The 16,953-nt window shown below is 73.8% G+C and carries 14 protein-coding genes; 5 read left to right on the top strand and 9 right to left on the bottom strand.

Going from position 1 to position 16,953, the window contains the following annotated elements:
• Positions 1-24: 24 nt before the first annotated feature.
• The 3 genes from AC0666_RS15035 to mshD form a co-directional block, all read right to left on the bottom strand.
• Positions 25-966, bottom strand: a complete 942-nt coding sequence (locus AC0666_RS15035) for a CHAD domain-containing protein (RefSeq protein WP_478707712.1) — start codon at positions 964-966, stop codon at positions 25-27.
• Between the two features lie 4 nt (positions 967-970).
• Positions 971-3,259: an RNA degradosome polyphosphate kinase gene (locus AC0666_RS15040; RefSeq protein WP_468970437.1), complete on the bottom strand. Its 2,289-nt coding sequence runs from the start codon at positions 3,257-3,259 to the stop codon at positions 971-973.
• A 483-nt stretch (positions 3,260-3,742) separates the two neighbouring features.
• The gene (gene mshD / locus AC0666_RS15045) at positions 3,743-4,687 is read right to left on the bottom strand and encodes a mycothiol synthase (protein WP_468970434.1); all 945 of its coding nucleotides are present in this window, start codon (positions 4,685-4,687) and stop codon (positions 3,743-3,745) included.
• A gap of 177 nt (positions 4,688-4,864) precedes the next feature.
• On the opposite strand from mshD, the gene AC0666_RS15050 reads away from it, so the two are divergent.
• Positions 4,865-6,679 carry a bifunctional metallophosphatase/5'-nucleotidase gene (locus AC0666_RS15050; RefSeq protein ID WP_478707713.1) on the top strand — a complete coding sequence of 605 codons (1,815 nt, stop codon included), beginning with the start codon at positions 4,865-4,867 and terminating at the stop codon, positions 6,677-6,679.
• Positions 6,680-6,790: 111 nt separating this feature from the next.
• Here AC0666_RS15050 and AC0666_RS15055 read toward each other — a convergent pair whose 3' ends face one another.
• The gene (locus tag AC0666_RS15055) at positions 6,791-7,573 is read right to left on the bottom strand and encodes an alpha/beta fold hydrolase (RefSeq protein ID WP_478707714.1); all 783 of its coding nucleotides are present in this window, start codon (positions 7,571-7,573) and stop codon (positions 6,791-6,793) included.
• A gap of 121 nt (positions 7,574-7,694) precedes the next feature.
• Between AC0666_RS15055 and AC0666_RS15060 the strand changes: the two genes are divergently transcribed.
• Together AC0666_RS15060 and AC0666_RS15065 are read left to right on the top strand one after the other, a co-directional pair.
• Positions 7,695-8,264, top strand: coding sequence for a TetR/AcrR family transcriptional regulator (locus AC0666_RS15060; protein WP_361721515.1), 570 nt, complete (start codon positions 7,695-7,697; stop codon positions 8,262-8,264).
• A gap of 178 nt (positions 8,265-8,442) precedes the next feature.
• Entirely contained in the window at positions 8,443-9,309 is an 867-nt protein-coding gene (locus AC0666_RS15065) for a phosphatidylinositol-specific phospholipase C (protein ID WP_468970547.1), read from the top strand.
• On the opposite strand, the gene AC0666_RS15070 is transcribed toward AC0666_RS15065, so the two are convergent.
• The 5 genes from AC0666_RS15070 to AC0666_RS15090 form a co-directional block, all read right to left on the bottom strand.
• Positions 9,289-10,761 (bottom strand): sensor histidine kinase, encoded by a 1,473-nt coding sequence (locus tag AC0666_RS15070; protein ID WP_478707715.1) that lies wholly within the window; start codon positions 10,759-10,761, stop codon positions 9,289-9,291. The two genes, AC0666_RS15065 and AC0666_RS15070, sit on opposite strands and share 21 nt — an antisense overlap.
• Positions 10,758-11,507 (bottom strand): response regulator transcription factor, encoded by a 750-nt coding sequence (locus tag AC0666_RS15075; protein ID WP_478707716.1) that lies wholly within the window; start codon positions 11,505-11,507, stop codon positions 10,758-10,760. Before AC0666_RS15075 ends, AC0666_RS15070 begins: the two co-directional genes overlap by 4 nt.
• A 65-nt stretch (positions 11,508-11,572) precedes the next feature.
• Positions 11,573-12,709, bottom strand: coding sequence for a S1C family serine protease (locus tag AC0666_RS15080; RefSeq protein ID WP_468970419.1), 1,137 nt, complete (start codon positions 12,707-12,709; stop codon positions 11,573-11,575).
• 157 nt (positions 12,710-12,866) lie between these two features.
• Positions 12,867-13,889 (bottom strand): LacI family DNA-binding transcriptional regulator, encoded by a 1,023-nt coding sequence (locus AC0666_RS15085; RefSeq protein ID WP_468581609.1) that lies wholly within the window; start codon positions 13,887-13,889, stop codon positions 12,867-12,869.
• Between the two features lie 85 nt (positions 13,890-13,974).
• Complete coding sequence (locus AC0666_RS15090) at positions 13,975-14,739, bottom strand: response regulator transcription factor (protein WP_361721500.1); 765 nt, start codon at positions 14,737-14,739, stop codon at positions 13,975-13,977.
• A gap of 491 nt (positions 14,740-15,230) precedes the next feature.
• Here AC0666_RS15090 and AC0666_RS15095 point away from each other — a divergent pair, with 491 nt between their 5' ends.
• Both AC0666_RS15095 and AC0666_RS15100 read left to right on the top strand, forming a co-directional pair.
• Positions 15,231-15,485, top strand: a complete 255-nt coding sequence (locus AC0666_RS15095) for a MoaD/ThiS family protein (RefSeq protein WP_356849619.1) — start codon at positions 15,231-15,233, stop codon at positions 15,483-15,485.
• A gap of 10 nt (positions 15,486-15,495) precedes the next feature.
• Positions 15,496-16,953 (top strand): hypothetical protein (locus tag AC0666_RS15100; protein WP_478707717.1); only part of this gene is annotated, 1,458 nt, incomplete at its 3' end.

Consider the following 16,953-nt stretch of genomic DNA (forward strand, 5'->3'; position numbering starts at 1 on the left):
CCGGCCAGTTCCGGCCGTCCCGCGTCAGCTCGGCGATGGCGCGCCGACCCCCACACCGGTACGGAAGAACGCCCTGCGGGCCGCCTCCACCTCGTGGCGCTGGTCGGCGTGGAGGATGCCCAGGGCGTAGGCCGTCGCCGGGGCGATGCGCGGGGTGCGGGCCGCCGTCGCCGAGGCGGCCGCCGCCTCCGCCGCGTCGCGGTGGCGGTCCAGGGCCTCGCCCGCCGCGGCCAGGCGGTCCACCTCCTCGCCCAGGGCCTCCCGGGCGTAGCGGTGGACCCGCAGCAGGCGGCGCACCTCGTGCCAGGAGCCGTCGTGGTCGGCGTTGTACGGCTGTGCCCGCTCGCTCGGCGGCAGCGCCGAGACGGCCGCCGCCAGTCGGTGCCGCGCCACCTCCGCCAGGGGCACCAGGACCTCCTCCACCGGCCCCCGGGCCGCGACCGGGTCCAGCGGCACCTCCGAGGCGAGGACCGCGACCGCGTCCGCCACCGCGTGGAACCGGGAGGAGCCGAGGGCCTGGAGCGTCGCCGAGTGCGCCCGGGTCCGGGCCAGGGTCAGCTGGCGCTCCAGCAGCGCGCCCGCCCGCGCCGAGCCCACCGTGAGGGCGCCGGCGCCGGCCCGCGGCGAGGGGACCTCCGGCGTGCCCGAGAGCCGGTGCAGCGCGTCCATCAGCCGGGTCAGCCGGGCGGCGTACGCGTGCTCGTCGGCCAGGGTCGAGGACAGCCACACCAGTTCGGTGCGCAGTCCGTCGGCCCAGGAGGACTCGGTCACCACCCGGAAGGTGGCCAGTGATCCGCTGATCCGGCGCGCAGCCCCCCGCAGGCTGCGCGCCGCCTCGGCGCCGTCGACGGCGTCGGACCCGCTCGCCGCGCTCTCGGTGTGCCCGCGGAGCGCGCGCAGGAAGGCGGTGGCCTGGGCCCGCAGGTACGTGCCGAGCACGTCACCTGCGGTACCGGTCCCCGCCATCAGGTCATGGTTTGGCTGAGCCACGCCGGCGCCTCCGGGCGTCTATGAGCATCTCCTGAACGTGCCGCAGCGGCTGGCCTTCGGGGTCGGTGCTGTGCCGGGTCCATTCGCCGTCCGGGCCCAGGTGCCAGGAGGAGGTGGCGTCGGACATGCCGGTTTCCAGCATCCGGTCGAGTGCCGCCCGGTGGGCCGGGTCGGTGACCCTGACCAGCGCCTCGATGCGGCGGTCGAGGTTGCGGTGCATCATGTCGGCGCTGCCGATCCACACCTCGGGCTCGCCGCCGTTGCCGAAGGCGAAGACCCGGGAGTGTTCCAGGAAGCGGCCGAGGACCGAGCGGACCCGGATGTTCTCCGAGAGCCCGGCGACACCGGGGCGCACGGCGCAGATGCCGCGGACCCAGATGTCGACGGGGACTCCCGCGCGGGAGGCTCGGTAGAGGGCGTCGATGAGGGCCTCGTCGACGATCGAGTTCATCTTGAGGCGGACGTAGGCGGGCCGGCCGGCCAGGTGGTGGGCGGCCTCCTTGTCGATCCGCGCGATGAGCCCGTCGCGCAGGGAGCGCGGGGCGACGAGCAGCCGGCGGTAGGTCTCGCGGCGCGAGTAGCCCGACAGCCGGTTGAACAGGTCGGAGAGGTCCGCGCCGACCTGTGGGTCGGCGGTGAGCAGGCCGAGGTCCTCGTAGAGGCGGGCGGTCTTGGGGTGGTAGTTGCCGGTGCCGACGTGGCTGTAGCGGCGCAGGGTGTCGCCCTCCTGGCGGACGACCAGGGAGAGTTTGCAGTGGGTCTTGAGGCCGACCAGGCCGTAGACGACGTGGCAGCCGGACTCCTCCAGCTTGCGCGCCCACTTGATGTTGGCCTGCTCGTCGAAGCGGGCCTTGATCTCGACCAGGACGAGGACCTGCTTGCCCGATTCGGCGGCGTCGATCAGGGCGTCGACGATCGGCGAGTCGCCGGAGGTGCGGTACAGCGTCTGCTTGATCGCGAGGACGTCCGGGTCGGCGGCGGCCTGTTCCAGGAAGGCCTGCACCGAGGTGGAGAAGGAGTCGTACGGGTGGTGCAGCAGGACGTCCCGCTCGCGCAGCGCGGCGAAGATGTCGGGCGCGGAAGCGGACTCGACCTCGGCCAGGTCCCGGTGGGTGCCGGCGACGAACTTCGGGTACTTCAGCTCGGGCCGGTCCAGGGAGGCGATCCCGAAGAGGGCGGTCAGGTCCAGCGGGCCGGGCAGCGGGTAGACCTCGGCGGGCGAGATCTTCAACTCCTGCACCAGCAGGTCCAGCACGCCGGGGTCGATGGACTCCTCGACCTCCAGGCGCACCGGCGGGCCGAAGCGCCGCCGCATGAGCTCCTTCTCCAGGGCCTGGAGCAGGTTCTCGGCGTCGTCCTCCTCGACCTCCAGGTCCTCGTTGCGGGTCACGCGGAACATGTGGTGCGCGAGCACCTCCATGCCGGGGAACAGCTCCTCCAGGTGCGCGGCGATCACGTCCTCCAGCGGGACGTAGCGCTGCGGGGAGGCCTCCAGGAACCGGGACAGCAGCGGCGGCACCTTGACGCGGGCGAAGTGGCGGTGCCCGCTGACCGGGTTGCGCACGACGACCGCCAGGTTCAGCGAGAGGCCCGAGATGTACGGGAAGGGGTGCGCGGGGTCCACGGCCAGCGGGGTCAACACCGGGAAGATCTGGTTCCGGAACAGCGTGAAGAGGCGGGCCTGCTCCTTCTCGGTGAGGTCGGGCCAGCGGATGAGGTGGACGCCCTCCTCGGCGAGCTGCGGGGAGATGTCCTGCTGGAAGCAGGCGGCGTGGCGGGCCATGAGCTCGCGCGAGCGGGTCCAGATGAGGTCGAGGACCTCGCGGGGCTGCAGCCCCGAGGCCGAACGGGTGGCGACGCCGGTCGCGATGCGGCGCTTGAGGCCGGCGACGCGGACCATGAAGAACTCGTCGAGGTTGCTCGCGAAGATCGCCAGGAAGTTGGCGCGCTCCAGCAGCGGGGTCGTCGGGTCCTCGGCCAGCTCCAGGACGCGTTCGTTGAAGGCCAGCCAGCTGCGCTCGCGGTCCAGGAACCGCCCGGCGGGCAGTTCGCCGCCGTCCTTGTCCTCGTAGGCGTCCAGGTCGGCGTCGAGGTCGGGGGCGAGATCCGGTTCGAGGCCGACGCGGGGGCGGTGCGCGGCTATGGAGCCGATCCGCGCGGCCGCCGGTGCCGAGGCCGATGCCGGTGCTGTTGCGGGGTCGGCGGAGGAGGGGCGAGACGGGTGCTGGGCGGGGACCTCGGTGGGGCCTGCGCTGGGCTGGTGGCTCATGACTCCATTCTTCCGCGCACGCGGCAGGACAGGCGCGTCGGACGTGGTCGCCGTCAGTCGGAGTCGGGGCTGCATGCGGGGAGGGTCGCAAGCGCGTCTTAAGGCCCGGTGAATGGCGCATGGCTTCCAGGGTCCGCATGACACACGAGTACGTCGCCCCCCGCCCCGGCGGCCCCATGCGCGCAGCCCCCCGCCCCGGCGGCCCCGCGCGCAGCCCCCCCCAGCCCGGCGGCCCGGTGGCCCGGCGGCGACCCAGCCTGGTGGTCCGGCCCCGACCTACCAGCCCGGCGGGCCGGCCCGGCGGGCCGGCCAGGCGGCCCCGCGGCGACCCGGCCCGGTGATCTGGCCCGGCCTACCGGCCCGGTTGTCCGGCCAGGTGGCCCGGTCAGGCGGGTCGGTCCGTCGTCGTGCGGGCTGCCGCCGGGTCCCGCCGGCCTGCGCGCGGGGTCCGGGCCGGCGGGAGTCCCGCGGGGTGGGGAGGCGTCAGCTTTCGGTGCGGTACATGAGGTCGACCTCGTGGGTGCTGAAGCCCATGCCCTCGTAGACGGAGAGGGCCGCCGTGTTGTCGGCGTCCACGTACAGCATCGCCGTCGGCAGGCCCGCCGCGGCCAGGTGGCGCAGGCCGATCGTGGTGAGGGCCTTGCCGAGACCGCCGCCCTGCGCGCCGGGGCGGACGCCGAGCACGTACACCTCGCCGAGCTGGTCCGCGGCGTGGATCTTCGTCCAGTGGAAGCCGATGATCTCCCCCTCCTGCCCCTCCCGTTCGGCGAGGAAGAACCCCTTGGGGTCGAACCACGGCTGCGCCATGCGGTCGTCGAGGTCCCGCTGCGTCAGCGTGCCCTGTTCGGGGTGGTGGGCGAAGGCGGCCGCGTTCGCGGCGAGCCAGGCCGCGTCGTCCTGGCCGGGTACGAAGGTGCGCACGCTCACGCCGGGCGGCAGCACCGGCTCGGGCAGCGGCGGCGCGTCCGGGCCGTCGAGCGGGCGCCGCAGCTGGCGGAGCTCGCGGAACAGGGTCAGGCCGAGCACCTGCGCGAGGTGGCGGGCAGCCGATTTGCCCCCGTGTGCCCACACCCGGATCCGCTTGCCGGAGGCGGCGAGCAGGGCCGAGCCGAGGGCCCGCCCGTGTCCGCGTCCGCGCAGGGCGGGGTGGACGACCAGCTCGGCGGCGGGGGCCTCCACCGGGTCGGTGTCCTCCAGTTGGCCGTAGGCGGCGAGCCGCCCCTTCTCGGTGACCAGGAAGTGCCGGATGCCCTCGCGGCGGCCGCCGCGCAGCTGGAGCCGGCCCTGTTCGGACACGGCGGTGGTGCCGTCCGACCGGGCCGCCTCCTCGATCAGCGCGAGCACGGCGTCGGCCTGTTCCTCCGTCAGCTCGTCGAGCGTCTCCATCTGCCGTCCCGGCTCCAGGGCCGCTGCTGCGTCGTCAGTCATACGTCGAGCCTACGGCCGCGGGCGGCGCGGGTGGTGGTGTGCGGGCGGGGTCCCGCCATCGATCCGTCTTCCGCGTGTAACCAGCTCGATACCCGGTACCCCCTGTCGTGCTACGCGCGTTGACCATAGGCTTCCCCGGACCTCCCGTGTATTACCGCTGTCACATAAGGGGACTAAATGTCAGCGAAGCCACAACGGAACCGCCGCACGCGCCGGTTGGCCTTCACCGCCCTGGCCGTCACGGCCGGGGCCGGAGCGATGGTCGCCGCCGCGCTGCCGGCCGGGGCCGCGAGTGGTGGCGGTGCCGGCAAGGACCGCACCGTCGACGTGCAGATGCTGTCGTTCAACGACTTCCACGGCACGCTGGAGCCGCCGCAGGGCTCCTCCGGCACCGTGAGCGAGCGTCAGGCGGACGGCACCACCAAGGCCATACCGGCCGGCGGTGTCGAGTACCTGGCGACCGGCCTGCGCGAAGCCCGCAAGGGCCATGAGTACTCCGTCACCGCCGCCGCCGGTGACATGATCGGCGGCAGCCCGATGCTGTCGGGCCTCTTCCACGACGAGCCGACCGTCGAGGCGCTGAACAAGCTCAAGCTGGACGTCACGAGCGTCGGCAACCACGAGTTCGACGAGGGCAAGACCGAGCTGCGCCGCATGGCGTACGGCGGCTGCCACCCGGTCGACGGCTGCTTCGAGTACGGCAAGGAGTTCACCGGCTCCGAGTTCAAGTACCTCGCGGCGAACGTGACCGACGAGAAGACCAAGCGTCCGCTGATGTCGCCCACCTTCATCTGGAAGAAGGGGGACGTGAAGATCGGCTTCATCGGCGTCACCCTGGAGGGCACCCCGGACGTCGTGACCGCCGACGGGGTCAAGGGCCTCAAGTTCGGCGACGAGGTCGAGACGATCAACAAGTACGCCGAGGAGCTGAACAAGCAGGGCGTGAAGTCGATCGTCGCGCTCATCCACGAGGGCGGACTGCCCGCGAGCGGCGCGTACAACTACGACTGCAACGTGCCGGGTGCCGGCGCCGGCATCTCGGGCGCCATCGTGGACATCGCGAAGAACGTCGACTCGAAGGTCGACGCGCTGGTCACGGGCCACACGCACCAGGCGTACGCGTGCAACATCCCCGACCCGGCGGGCAACCCGCGCATGGTCACCTCGGCCGCCTCCTACGGCCGCCTGTTCACGGACACCACGCTGACGTACGACCGGCAGACCAAGGACATCGTCCGCACGCCGCTCGTCTCGCCGAAGCCGGTCAACAAGGTCGTCACCCGGGACCTGCCCCAGGCCCCGGACATGACCGAGCTGATCGACCGCTGGAAGACCCTGGCGGCGCCGGTCGCGAACCGGCCGATGGGCTACATCTCGGCGGACATCGCGGGCCGCGGCTCGGAGGCCCCGGAGAAGCCGCTCGGCGACCTGATCGCCGACGCCCAGCTGGAGGCCACGGCCCCGGCCGACAAGGGCGGCGCGCAGCTGGCCATCATGAACCCGGGCGGCATCCGTGCCGACCTGGCCTACAAGGCCGCGGGTGACGAGGGCGACGGCGTCGTGACGTACGGCGAGTCGTACACCGTGCAGCCGTTCAACAACCTCATGAACATCGTGGACCTGACCGGCGCGCAGCTGATCACCGCGCTCCAGCAGCAGGTCAGCGGACCGGTCAACGGTGCGGCCCCGAAGATCCTCCAGGTCTCCAAGGGCTTCACCTACACCCTGGACATGACGAAGACGGGCGCGGACCGCATCGTCGTGGACTCGGTGAAGCTGAACGGCGCGGCGATCGACCCCGCCAAGACCTACCGGGTCGCGATGAACGAGTTCCTCGCGGGCGGCGGTGACGGCTTCACCGTCCTGAAGGACCACAAGAACAAGCTGGTCGGCGTGCCCGACCTGGAGGCCTTCAACGCCTACCTGGCGAAGTCCTCGGCGGCGAGCCCGATCGCCCCGCCGGCGGCGGACCGCATCACGGTCGTCAAGTAACGGTCGTCGAGCACCACGGAACACCTGCGTAGCGCACGCCCGGAGGGGCGGCGGGCCGGCCGGCCCGCCGCCCCTCCGGCGTTGTGCCCCGTACCCCCGTGACGGGGCGGGCTAGAGGGCGGCCAGGAAGGCGCCGACGGCCTTGTGGAACTCCTCGGGGTGGGTGAACGGCAGGAAGTGGTCCCCGTCCAGGGGCGCGTAGGCGGTCCCGGGCCGCCGGGCCACCATCGCGTCGGCCTGTGCCTGCGGGAGCGCAGCGCTGCGGGTGCCGTGGACCAGCAGTGCCGGGCAGGTGCTCCCGAGCCAGGCGTCCCAGTGGTCGCCGCGGCAGGATTCGACGGAGTCCAGCATGTCCTGCGGGTGGAACGGCAGCCGCCAGCCCTGCCCGTCCGGCAGCGGGCGCAGCGCCGGCTCGACGAACCGGGCGCCCACCGGCCCGGCGGCGTCGAGGAGTTCCTCTCGGGTCGGCGCCGTGTAGCGCATGGTGTGCAGGAAGGCCATCCACTCGTGGCCGGCGGGGCTGATCTCCACGGCGGAGTCCACGTCGATGAGCGCGCCGACCCGGTCGGGGTGGGCGGCGGCCAGGTGGACGGCGTTGAGCCCGCCGAGCGAGTAGCCGAGGACGGCAACGGGGGCGTCGAGGCCGAGGTGGTCGAGCAGCGCGACGGCGTCGGCGACGTATCCGGCGCGGGTGTAGTCGGCGGCCCGGTCCGAGCTGCCGTGGCCCCGCTGGTCGGGGGCGATGACGCGCCACTCCCCGCCGAGGGCCTCGGCGAGGCCGGCGAAGGCCATGCCCTCGGACAGGCCCCCGTGCAGCGCGAGCAGCGGGCGGCCGGGGCCGCCGAAGTCCAGGTACGACAGCGTGCGGTCGTCGATGGTCAGCGTGTGGCGCATGGTCGGCTCTCCCCTGTGTGTCCTGCGGTGACGGGTACGAGCCTGTCAGGATTTAGGCAAGTGCGCAATACGGGCGTCTTGGGCGTGCGTGCAAATCGCGGCGCGCGGCTACGATCCGGGCATGGGAAATCGCGAGGACCTGCTGGCCGGAGCGCGCCGCTGCCTGGAGGAGAAGGGGTACCTGCGCACCACGGTGCGCGACATCGCCTCGGCGGCGCAGGTGAGCATGGCCGCGATCGGCTACCACTTCGGCTCGCGCGAGGCCCTGCTCAACCAGGCGCTCTTCGCCGCGATGGACGAGTGGTCGGCGGCGGCGGGCCGGCTGGCCGGACAGGGCGACACCCACGCCGAGCGGTACGCCGACATGTGGAACCGCAAGATCCAGGACTTCCGCGACATGCGCTGGCTCTGGACCGCCTCCATCGAGGCCTTCGTCCACGCCCAGTCCTCGCCCGAGCTGCTCGCGGTCCTCGCCGAGGGCCAGCGCCGCTCCCGCCGCATGATCGCCGCGGGGCTGCGCGGCGTACCGGAGGAGTCGGTCACCGAGGAGGACGTACGGTCCCTCGGGTCGGTGCACCTCGCGCTGCTGTCCGGGGTGATGGTCCAGGCGCTGACCGACGCCGAGCAGGCGCCGAACGGTCAGGAGCTCGCCCAAGGCCTGCGCGCCATGGCCGAGTTGCTCGAAAGGTGAGCGCTACCGACGGGTAGTAAACGCGGCTCCGCCACGCCATAATCCGGCCACCAACCGAGTCGGCAAAGGGGCGGGCATGGGCGTGGGCACAGGCGTGGGCGGGGACGCGGCCGCGGACGCGCGGACGGACGCGGACAGAGGCGCGGGCACCGGCCCCGCCCCGGGCACGGGCATCCGCCTGGACCGGCGGAGATTCCTCGGCGGGGCGCTGGCGGCCGGCGCCGCCCTGGCCCTCGGCACCGGCGCGGGCACGGCCTCCGCCCGGACCCTGGGCACGCAGGACTGGATGGCCGGGCTCGGCGACTCCACCGCCCTCCAGCGGATGACCATCCCCGGCACCCACGACTCGGGCGCCACCAAGGGTGGGCTCTACGTCGCCTGCCAGAACACCTCGATCGCGCAGCAGCTCGACTCCGGGATCCGGTTCCTGGACGTCCGCTGCCGGGTCACCGGCGGGTCCTTCGCGATCCACCACGCGGCCTTCTTCCAGGACCTGATGTTCGGCGACGTCCTCGTCGCCTGCTGGAACTTCCTCGCCGCGCACGCCTCCGAGACCGTCCTGATGCGGGTCAAGCAGGAGTACTCCAGTGACAGCGACGCGACGTTCCGCGCCGTCTTCGACGACTACCTCGACCACCGCGGCTGGCGCCCGCTCTTCCGGATCGCCGACACCCTGCCCACCCTCGGCGAGGCCCGCGGCAAGGTCGTGCTGCTCGCCGACAACGGCGGCCTGCCCGGCCTGCGGTACGGCGACGGCGGCGTCTTCGACATCCAGGACGACTACAACGCCGAGCCCTTCGCCAAACGCGGCAGGATCGAGAACCAGTTCCGCCGGGCCGTCCAGCAGCCCGGCAAGCTCTTCGTCAACTACACCAGCACCGCGGCGTACATGCCGCCGCGCTGGAACTCCGACCGCCTCAACCCGCAGGTGCACGCCTTCGTCGACGGCTCCGAACTGGCGGGCCGCACCGGGCTCGGGATCGTCCCGATGGACTTCCCCAACACCCGCTCCGGCCTGGTCGCCTCACTGATCCGGCACAACTGACCCGTCCCACGGCGCCGTCGTCGGCGCCGTCGGAGGCGGTGTCGGAGGCGGCGTCGGAGCGCCCGGGAGGCGGAGCACCGCCTCCGTACCCGGGCCGCCGTCCGCCGGCGCCCGCAACTCGGCGGTCCCGCCCGCCCGCGCCACCGTACGGGCCACGATCGACAGGCCGAGCCCGCTGCCGGGCAGGGCGCGGGCCGACGGGGACCGCCAGAACCGCTCGAATACGTGCGGGAGGTCGTCGGCCGGGATGCCGGGCCCGTGGTCCCGTACGGTCAGCTCGCCCGCCCGCAGCGACACGGTCACCGCCCCGCCCGGCGGGCTGAACTTCACCGCGTTGTCCAGGACGTTGACCACCGCCCGCTCCAGGGCCGCCGCCTCGCCCCGCACGTACCAGGGCTCCAGTTCGGCGCCGAAGCCCAGCTCCGGACCGCGCAACCGGGCCCGGGACAGCGCGCTGCGGGCGATCTCGTGCAGGGCCACCACCTCCAGCTTGGCGGGCGGGGCGGCATCCGGGCGGGACAGCTCCTGGAGGTCGCCGATCAGGGCGGCCAGCTCCGTCATCTGCGCCGTGACCGAGGCCAGCAGCTCCCTGCGGTCCTCGGGCGGGATGGCCCGGCCGGTCTCCTCGCTGCGCGCGAGCAGCTCGATGTTGGTGCGCAGCGAGGTGAGCGGGGTGCGCAGTTCGTGCCCGGCGTCCGCGATCAGCTGGGCCTGGCGCTCCCGGGAGGAGGCCAGCGCCGCCGTCATCGAGTTGAAGGACCGCGACAGGCGGGCGATCTCGTCGTCGCCCTCGTCGGGGATCCGTACGGTGAGGTCCTCGGTACGGGCGATGTGCTCGACGGCACCGGTGAGTTCGTCGACCGGCCGGAGGCCCGTACGGGCCACCCACAGGCCGGCCGCGCCGGCGCCGACGACGCCGACACCGGAGACGAACAGCAGCACCCAGGCCAGGGTGGACAGCGGTTTGTCGATGTCGGCCAGGGGTTTGGCGACGGAGATCCCGAACACGGGCGCGCCCGGCTGGGTCTGCGCCGCGAAGGTGTAGACGCGCATCGCCGTGCCGTCGGCGGTCGTCGCGTCGTGCAGGCTGGTCGGCCGCTGCCCGGCGGCGACCTGCCGGTCGGCGGCGCTCACGGGGAGGTTGGTAAGCCCGCTCACCCAGCAGTGGCCGCCGTCGGCGAGGACGATCTGCACGGTCGGGTTCAGCTTCCCGGCGATCTCCTGGGCGGGCCGGCTCGGGGCGGCCACACAGGGCTCGCTGAGGGTCCGTACGACCTGGGCGGACGGGTTCGTGGCCATCAGCGACCGGTCGAGCTGCTCGCGCAGCTGCGTGCGCACCATCACCCAGGACACGGCGGCGACGGCCGCGACGGCGACCGCCACCGCCACCGCGACCAGCAGGGCCAGCCGGGAGCGCAGCGGCAGCGCGCGGAATCTGGCGACCGGGTTCATTCGGGTCCGCTCTCGCCCGCCCGCAGGACGTAGCCCACTCCGCGCACGGTGTGGACGAGCCGCGGCTCGCCGCCCGCCTCCGTCTTGCGGCGCAGGTACATGACGTACACGTCCAGCGAGTTGGAGCTCGGCTCGAAGTCGAAGCCCCATACGGTCTTGAGGATCTGCTCGCGCGTGAGCACCTGCCGCGGGTGCGCCAGGAACATCTCCAGCAGCGTGAACTCGGTCCGGGTCAGCTCCACCGGGCGGCCGGCCCGGGTGACCTCGCGCGTGGCCAGCTCCATCCGCAGGTCGCCGAAGGCGAGGACGTCCTCGGACGGGGTGTTCCCGGCGGCGGGGGCGGCGTACGCGCTGCGGCGCAGCAGGGCGCGGACCCGGGCGAACAGCTCGTCGAGCTCGAACGGCTTGACGAGGTAGTCGTCGGCGCCCGCGTCGAGGCCGGTGACCCGGTCGCCGACGGTGTCGCGGGCGGTGAGCATGAGGATCGGCGTGGTGCTGCCGGAGGCGCGCAGCCTGCGGGCCGCGGTGAGGCCGTCCATGCGGGGCATCTGGATGTCCAGGACGATCAGGTCGGGGGCGTACGAGGCCGCCTTGTCGAGGGCGTCGAGCCCGTCCACGGCGGTCTGCGCGGCGTACCCCTCGAAGGCGAGACTGCGGCGCAGGGCCTCCCGGACGGCCGGCTCGTCGTCGACGACGAGGATGCGCTGCGGGTCGCCCTCGGTGCCCCCGGCAGTCGTTGCGGCCATGGTCGGTCCCCCTGGGTGGTGGTCGGTGATCGGCGGCGCCTCCAGGCTAGGGGGTCGGGACGGGGTCAGTACGAGGTCCCGAAGCCGTCGGCGGCGGAGCTGCCGCTGCCGGAGCCCGTGCCGCCCGTGCCGCCCTGGCGGAGGGAGGGGAGGTCGGCCTTGATCGTGTTGACCGGGATGGCGAAGCCCAGGCCGACGCTGCCGGCGCCGGAGCTGTCGGATGAGGGGGAGTAGATCGCCGAGGGCATGCCGACGATCTCGCCGTTCATGTCGACGAGGGCGCCGCCGGAGTTGCCCGGGTTGAGGGAGGCGTCGGTCTGGATGGCCTTGTACGAGGTGGTGTTCGAGCCGGTGCCGCCGTTGAACTGCTGCCCGTCGTAGGAGAAGGGCCAGCCGCCGCCCTGGCGGCGCTGCGGGGCCTGCTGCTCGGACTTCGGGACGTTCACGTCGCGGTTCAGCGCCGAGACGATGCCGCTGGTGACCGTGCCGGTGAGGCGGTCGGGGGAGCCGATGGCGACGACCTCGTCGCCGACGCGGAGGCCGTCGGAGTTGCCGAGCGTGGCGGGCTTGAGGCCGGAGGCGCCCTGGAGCTTGATCAGGGCCAGGTCCTTGTCGGGGTCGGTGCCGAGGATCTTGGCGGCGTACGTCTTCCCGTCGCTCATCGTCACCTGGATATCGGCGGCGCCACTGACGACGTGGTTGTTGGTGACGATCTCGCCGTCGGCGGTGACGACGATCCCGGAGCCGGTGCCCTGTCCGGAGGAGGTCCGGGTGTCGATCCGGACCACGGACGGGCTGACCTGCTCGGCCACGCCGGAGACGGTGCCGGCGCTGGACTGCGAGACGTTGGTGCCGGTGACGGCGCGGCCTGCGCCGGTGCGGTCGCCGAGCACCTCCTGCACGGCCACGGCGGTGCCGCCGCCGACCACCGCGGCGGCGATCGCGACGGCGGCGAGCAGGGCCACGGGCCGCTTGGCCCGCGCATGACCCCGCGGGGCCGGCGCGGGGGCCGGCTCGCCCCAGGCGGGCTGGTGGGCCTCGCCCCAGGCGGGCTGCTGCGCCTCGCCCCAGCCGGGCCGGTGGGCTTCGGGCCGGCCGGGAGCGGCCGGCGGGTACCCGGGCGGCGGGGGATAGGCCCCGGCGGACGGGCGGTTCTCCTGCGGGTCATCGCCTGCGCGGCGGAAACTCTCGCTCTCGGTCATGTCCCCGACTGTGTCCCGGGATCATGAAAGCTTCCTGAATCCCGGCTGAGAAGCCCGACAGAACCGCGTATGCCGGATATGAGGATCCGGGCCAGGGTCGCCGGCAGCTGCCGCGCGAGGCCCTCCGGGGCCCAGCCCCGCGAGCGGGGCGAGGAGGTCAGTGGCAGCCGCAGGAGCGGCGGATGACCAGCGCCGAGGGGAACTGCTTCAGGCGTTCGCGGCGCGAGCCCGCCACCCGCAGGCCGTCGTCCAGCACCAGGTCCACCGCCGCCCGGGCCATCGCCGGCCGGTCCGAGGCGATCGTCGTCAGCGGCGGATCCGTCAGGGCCGCCTCCTTGACGTCGTCGAAGCCGGCCACCGCCAGCTCGCCGGGCACGTCGATCCGCAGCTCCCGCGCCGCCCGCAGCACACCGATCGCCTGGTCGTCCGTGGCGCAGAAGATCGCCGTCGGGCGGTCGGGCCGGGCCAGCACCTCCAGGGCGACCCGGTAGGCGTCGTACCGGTTGTACGGGGCCTCGATCAGCCGGCCCTCGACCGAGCGCCCCGACTCCAGCATCGCCCGCCGCCAGCCCTCGACGTGGTCCGCGACCGGGTCGCCGACCGACGGGGTGTTCTCGATGCCGCCGATGCACGCCACGTACTCGTGCCCGTGCTCCAGCAGGTGCCGGGTGGCGAGCTGCGCGCCGCCGATGTCGTCCGTGACCACCGCGACGTCGTCGATCGCCTCCGGCCGCTCGTGCAGCAGCACGACCCGGGCGTCCCACGCCTCGATCTCCGACGCGGCGCGCTCGCTCATGCCCTGGCTGACCAGGATCAGGCCCGAGACCCGCATCCCGAGGAACGCGCGCAGGTAGTGCACCTCGCGCTCGTCGCGGTAGTCGGAGTTCCCGACCAGCACCATCTTCCCGCGCTCGGCGGCGGCCTGCTCGACCGCGTGCGCCATCTCCGCGAAGAACGGCTGGCGGGCGTCCGGGACGATCATGCCTATGAGGTCGGTGCGCCGGGAGGCCATGGCTTGGGCGACCCGGTCCGGGCGGTAGCCCAGCTCCTTGATCGCGGCGAGGACACGCTCGCGCGTGGCCGGGGCGACCGGCCGGGGTCCGTTGTTGATGACGTAGCTCACGACGGCGGTAGAAGTACCCGCAAGTCGCGCCACGTCATCCCGCGTCACCTTGGCCACGCAGCGGAGTCTACGCGGGGTGCACTACCTCTGGGCAGGGCCTCCTGCGGAGTGGATGCTCACAGCCGGATCCTGCCGGCTCCTCCTAACGGGTGGCGCCCGCCGCACCCTCGGCCGCCGCCCGGGCCGCGACCTTCTCGGCCGCCTGCGCCGCCGCCTCCGCCGCCGCGCGCTCCACCTTCTCCGGCGTCACGAAGCGGTAGCCGACGTTGCGGACCGTCCCGATCAGCGACTCGTGCTCCGGACCGAGCTTGGCGCGCAGCCGCCGTACGTGGACGTCCACCGTCCGGGTGCCGCCGAAGTAGTCGTAGCCCCATACCTCCTGGAGCAGCTGCGCCCGGGTGAAGACCCGGCCCGGGTGCTGCGCGAGGTATTTGAGCAGCTCGAACTCCTTGAAGGTGAGGTCGAGGACCCGGCCCTTCAGCTTCGCCGAGTACGTCGCCTCGTCGACCGACAGGTCGCCGTTGCGGATCTCCATCGGGGAGTCGTCGGTGCCCAGCTGCTGGCGGCCGGTGGCCAGCCGCAGCCGCGCCTCGACCTCGGCGGGGCCGGCGGTGTCGAGGAGGACGTCGTCGATGCCCCAGTCGGCGGTGACGGCCGCCAGGCCGCCCTCGGTGACGACCAGGATCAGCGGGCAGCCGGGCCCGGTGGAGCGCAGCAGCTGGCACAGCGAGCGCACCTGCGGCAGGTCGCGGCGGCCGTCCACGAGGATGACGTCGGCGCCCGGGGTGTCCACGAGGGCCGGGCCCTCGGCCGGGGCGACCCGGACGTTGTGCAGCAGCAGGCCGAGGGCGGGCAGCACCTCGGTGGAGGGCTGCAGGGCATTGGTCAGCAGCAGGAGAGAGCTCATGCCCGACCACCTGCCCGGGTCGAGAGGTCGTGCACGGTTCGCCGGTCCATCACGTCGGTTCCTCCTCGGTCCCGTCGAGGACGTTCGCGGTACTGCTTCGTACGTGGTGCTGTGTGCTGTGGTGCGGTGCGGCGGCCTGCGGTCCCCGCGCCCTGAGGTCCGTGGTCACCACTGTTCCACTGTTCTGCGTCCGTTCAACGTGCTGAAAGCACAAAAGGACCCGGGGGCAACATTGCCCGGATCCTCTCGCCAGCAGAATAGCCCACCGGCGCCCACCGGGCCGAGGGCTCCGTCCGCCCTCTTCTGTGGTTCCCGCCACGCGCGCCGGGTGCATCGTCCGTGCTCGTGACCGGTTTCCCCCGGATCGGCGGCCTGCGGCGGCCCTCCGGCGGACCGCCCGGCGCACACGGGGCGCGCCGGGGCACGAGGGCGGGGCGGCGCGAGGGGTCATCATGGACGGCGACGGTAGAGAGCCGACGATAGGAGCTGCAGTGGCAACCGGAACCATCCGCTACTGGGCGGCGGCCAAGGCCGCGGCCGGTACGGCGGAGGAGCCGTACGCGGCGCGCACACTCGCCGAGGCGCTCGACGCCGTGCGGGAGCGCCACCCGGGGGAACTGACCCGGGTCCTGCTGCGCTGCTCCTTCCTCGTGAACGACGAGCCTGTGGGCAAGCGCCCGCACGATGCCGTTCCGCTGACCGAGGGGGGCACCGTCGAGGTGCTCCCGCCGTTCGCGGGCGGGTGAGCGGAAGCCGATGAGCACCCCCGAAGAACAGCAGCACCAGCAGCAGCACCAGCAGCACCCGCACCAGCACCAGCACCAGGACCCGTACGGCACCCAGACCTGGCAGTCCGACACCTGGGACACCGGCTACCAGCCGGTGCACCCGCCGTTGGGCGACGTGCCCGGCCGGCCGGCGGCACCCGAGGGGTGGTTCCGGGACGAGGCCCCGGCCGCGCCCGCGCAGCCTGCGCCGGGCCCCGGGGGCGCCCCGTGGGCCGAGGGCCCCGCCGCCGAGGCGACCGCCTACCTGCCGCCGTACCGCGATCCCGGTCCGGCGCAGCCGCAGCCCTACGCGCAGCAGCCCCAGCCGTACGCCCAGCCGCAGCAGCCGCAGCCGTACGCCCAGCCCGCCGCCCCGGACGGCTGGTTCCGCGAGGGCGCCGCCCCGGGCGGCTGGTTCCGTGACGAGCCGCCGGTGCAGGCCGGGGCCGCGCAGCCACCGGCCCCGGACTGGGCCGAGGCCACCGCCTACCTCCCGCCGCAGGCGCAGCCCCCGCAGGCCGCCGCCCCGCGGGCGCAGGCCGCCCATGCCGCGGCCCCGCAGGCCCAGGCGGAGGCGGCCGTCGAGGCGACCGCCTATCTGCCCCCGGTCACGGACGTCCCCGAGGCCGCGGGCCCGTCGGCCCCGGGTGCGCCGGCCCCGGGTGCGCCGGGTCCTGCGGCACCGGGCGAGGAGCCCGCGTACTCCCCGCCCACACTCGGCGGCAACACCCTGCGCGCCGTCGACCCGGCCCAGGCCCGCGCCGAGGGCCGCTCGCCGATCATCGACCCCGGACCGCAGTCGGCCCTGCTGACCGCCGCCCTCGGGCTGCTGCTGGCCGGCGCCGCCGCCGTCGGGGACCTCGCGCTGCTGGTGCCGCTGGTGGCCCTCCAGGGGCTGACCGCGGCCGGCTGGTTCCGCCTCAACGGCATGTGGCCCGCCCGCCAGGGCATCGCCCTCGCCTTCGCCGGAGCCGTCGTGGCCGACGGCGCGGTACTGGCGGTGGAGGAGGTGCACGGCCCCGGTGCGATCATCGGCACCCTCGGCGCCTGGGTGCTGCTCACGCTGGTCCTCCAGCTGCGCAGCCAGGCCGACCCCGACGAGCGGATGTACGGCCTGATGGCCTCCGTGGCCTCCGCCGCCCTCGCCATCGTCTGCGCCGGCTACCTGGCCGCCGACTCCGCCGCCGTCACCGTCGGGGCGGCCGCCGTCGCGGTCGCCGTCTTCGCCCGGGCGCTGCCGCTGCCGACCGCGCCGTCCGTGGGCGTCTCGCTCGCCGCGGCCGCCGGGGCCGGGATCGCGGTGGGCGGCCTGACCTCCGTCGGGGTCGGCGGGGCGCTGATCGGCCTGGTCGCCGGGGTGTGCGCGCTGATCGGGCTGCGCGTGGCGGCGTACGACTATCCGTCCAAGTTCGTCCACATGACGGCCGGGGTCGCGTTGCCGCTGGCG

The organism is Streptomyces sp. NPDC043680 (assembly GCF_056436685.1).

Bases quoted from the DNA above. Each gene is read 5' to 3' on its own strand.
- AC0666_RS15035 (WP_478707712.1), bottom strand. From the start codon at position 966: ATGGCGGGGACCGGTACCGCAGGTGACGTGCTCGGCACGTACCTGCGG.
- AC0666_RS15040 (WP_468970437.1), bottom strand. From the start codon at position 3,259: ATGAGCCACCAGCCCAGCGCAGGCCCCACCGAGGTCCCCGCCCAGCAC.
- mshD (WP_468970434.1), bottom strand. From the start codon at position 4,687: ATGACTGACGACGCAGCAGCGGCCCTGGAGCCGGGACGGCAGATGGAG.
- AC0666_RS15050 (WP_478707713.1), top strand. From the start codon at position 4,865: ATGTCAGCGAAGCCACAACGGAACCGCCGCACGCGCCGGTTGGCCTTC.
- AC0666_RS15055 (WP_478707714.1), bottom strand. From the start codon at position 7,573: ATGCGCCACACGCTGACCATCGACGACCGCACGCTGTCGTACCTGGAC.
- AC0666_RS15060 (WP_361721515.1), top strand. From the start codon at position 7,695: ATGGGAAATCGCGAGGACCTGCTGGCCGGAGCGCGCCGCTGCCTGGAG.
- AC0666_RS15070 (WP_478707715.1), bottom strand. From the start codon at position 10,761: ATGAACCCGGTCGCCAGATTCCGCGCGCTGCCGCTGCGCTCCCGGCTG.
- AC0666_RS15075 (WP_478707716.1), bottom strand. From the start codon at position 11,507: ATGGCCGCAACGACTGCCGGGGGCACCGAGGGCGACCCGCAGCGCATC.
- AC0666_RS15080 (WP_468970419.1), bottom strand. From the start codon at position 12,709: ATGACCGAGAGCGAGAGTTTCCGCCGCGCAGGCGATGACCCGCAGGAG.
- AC0666_RS15090 (WP_361721500.1), bottom strand. From the start codon at position 14,739: ATGAGCTCTCTCCTGCTGCTGACCAATGCCCTGCAGCCCTCCACCGAG.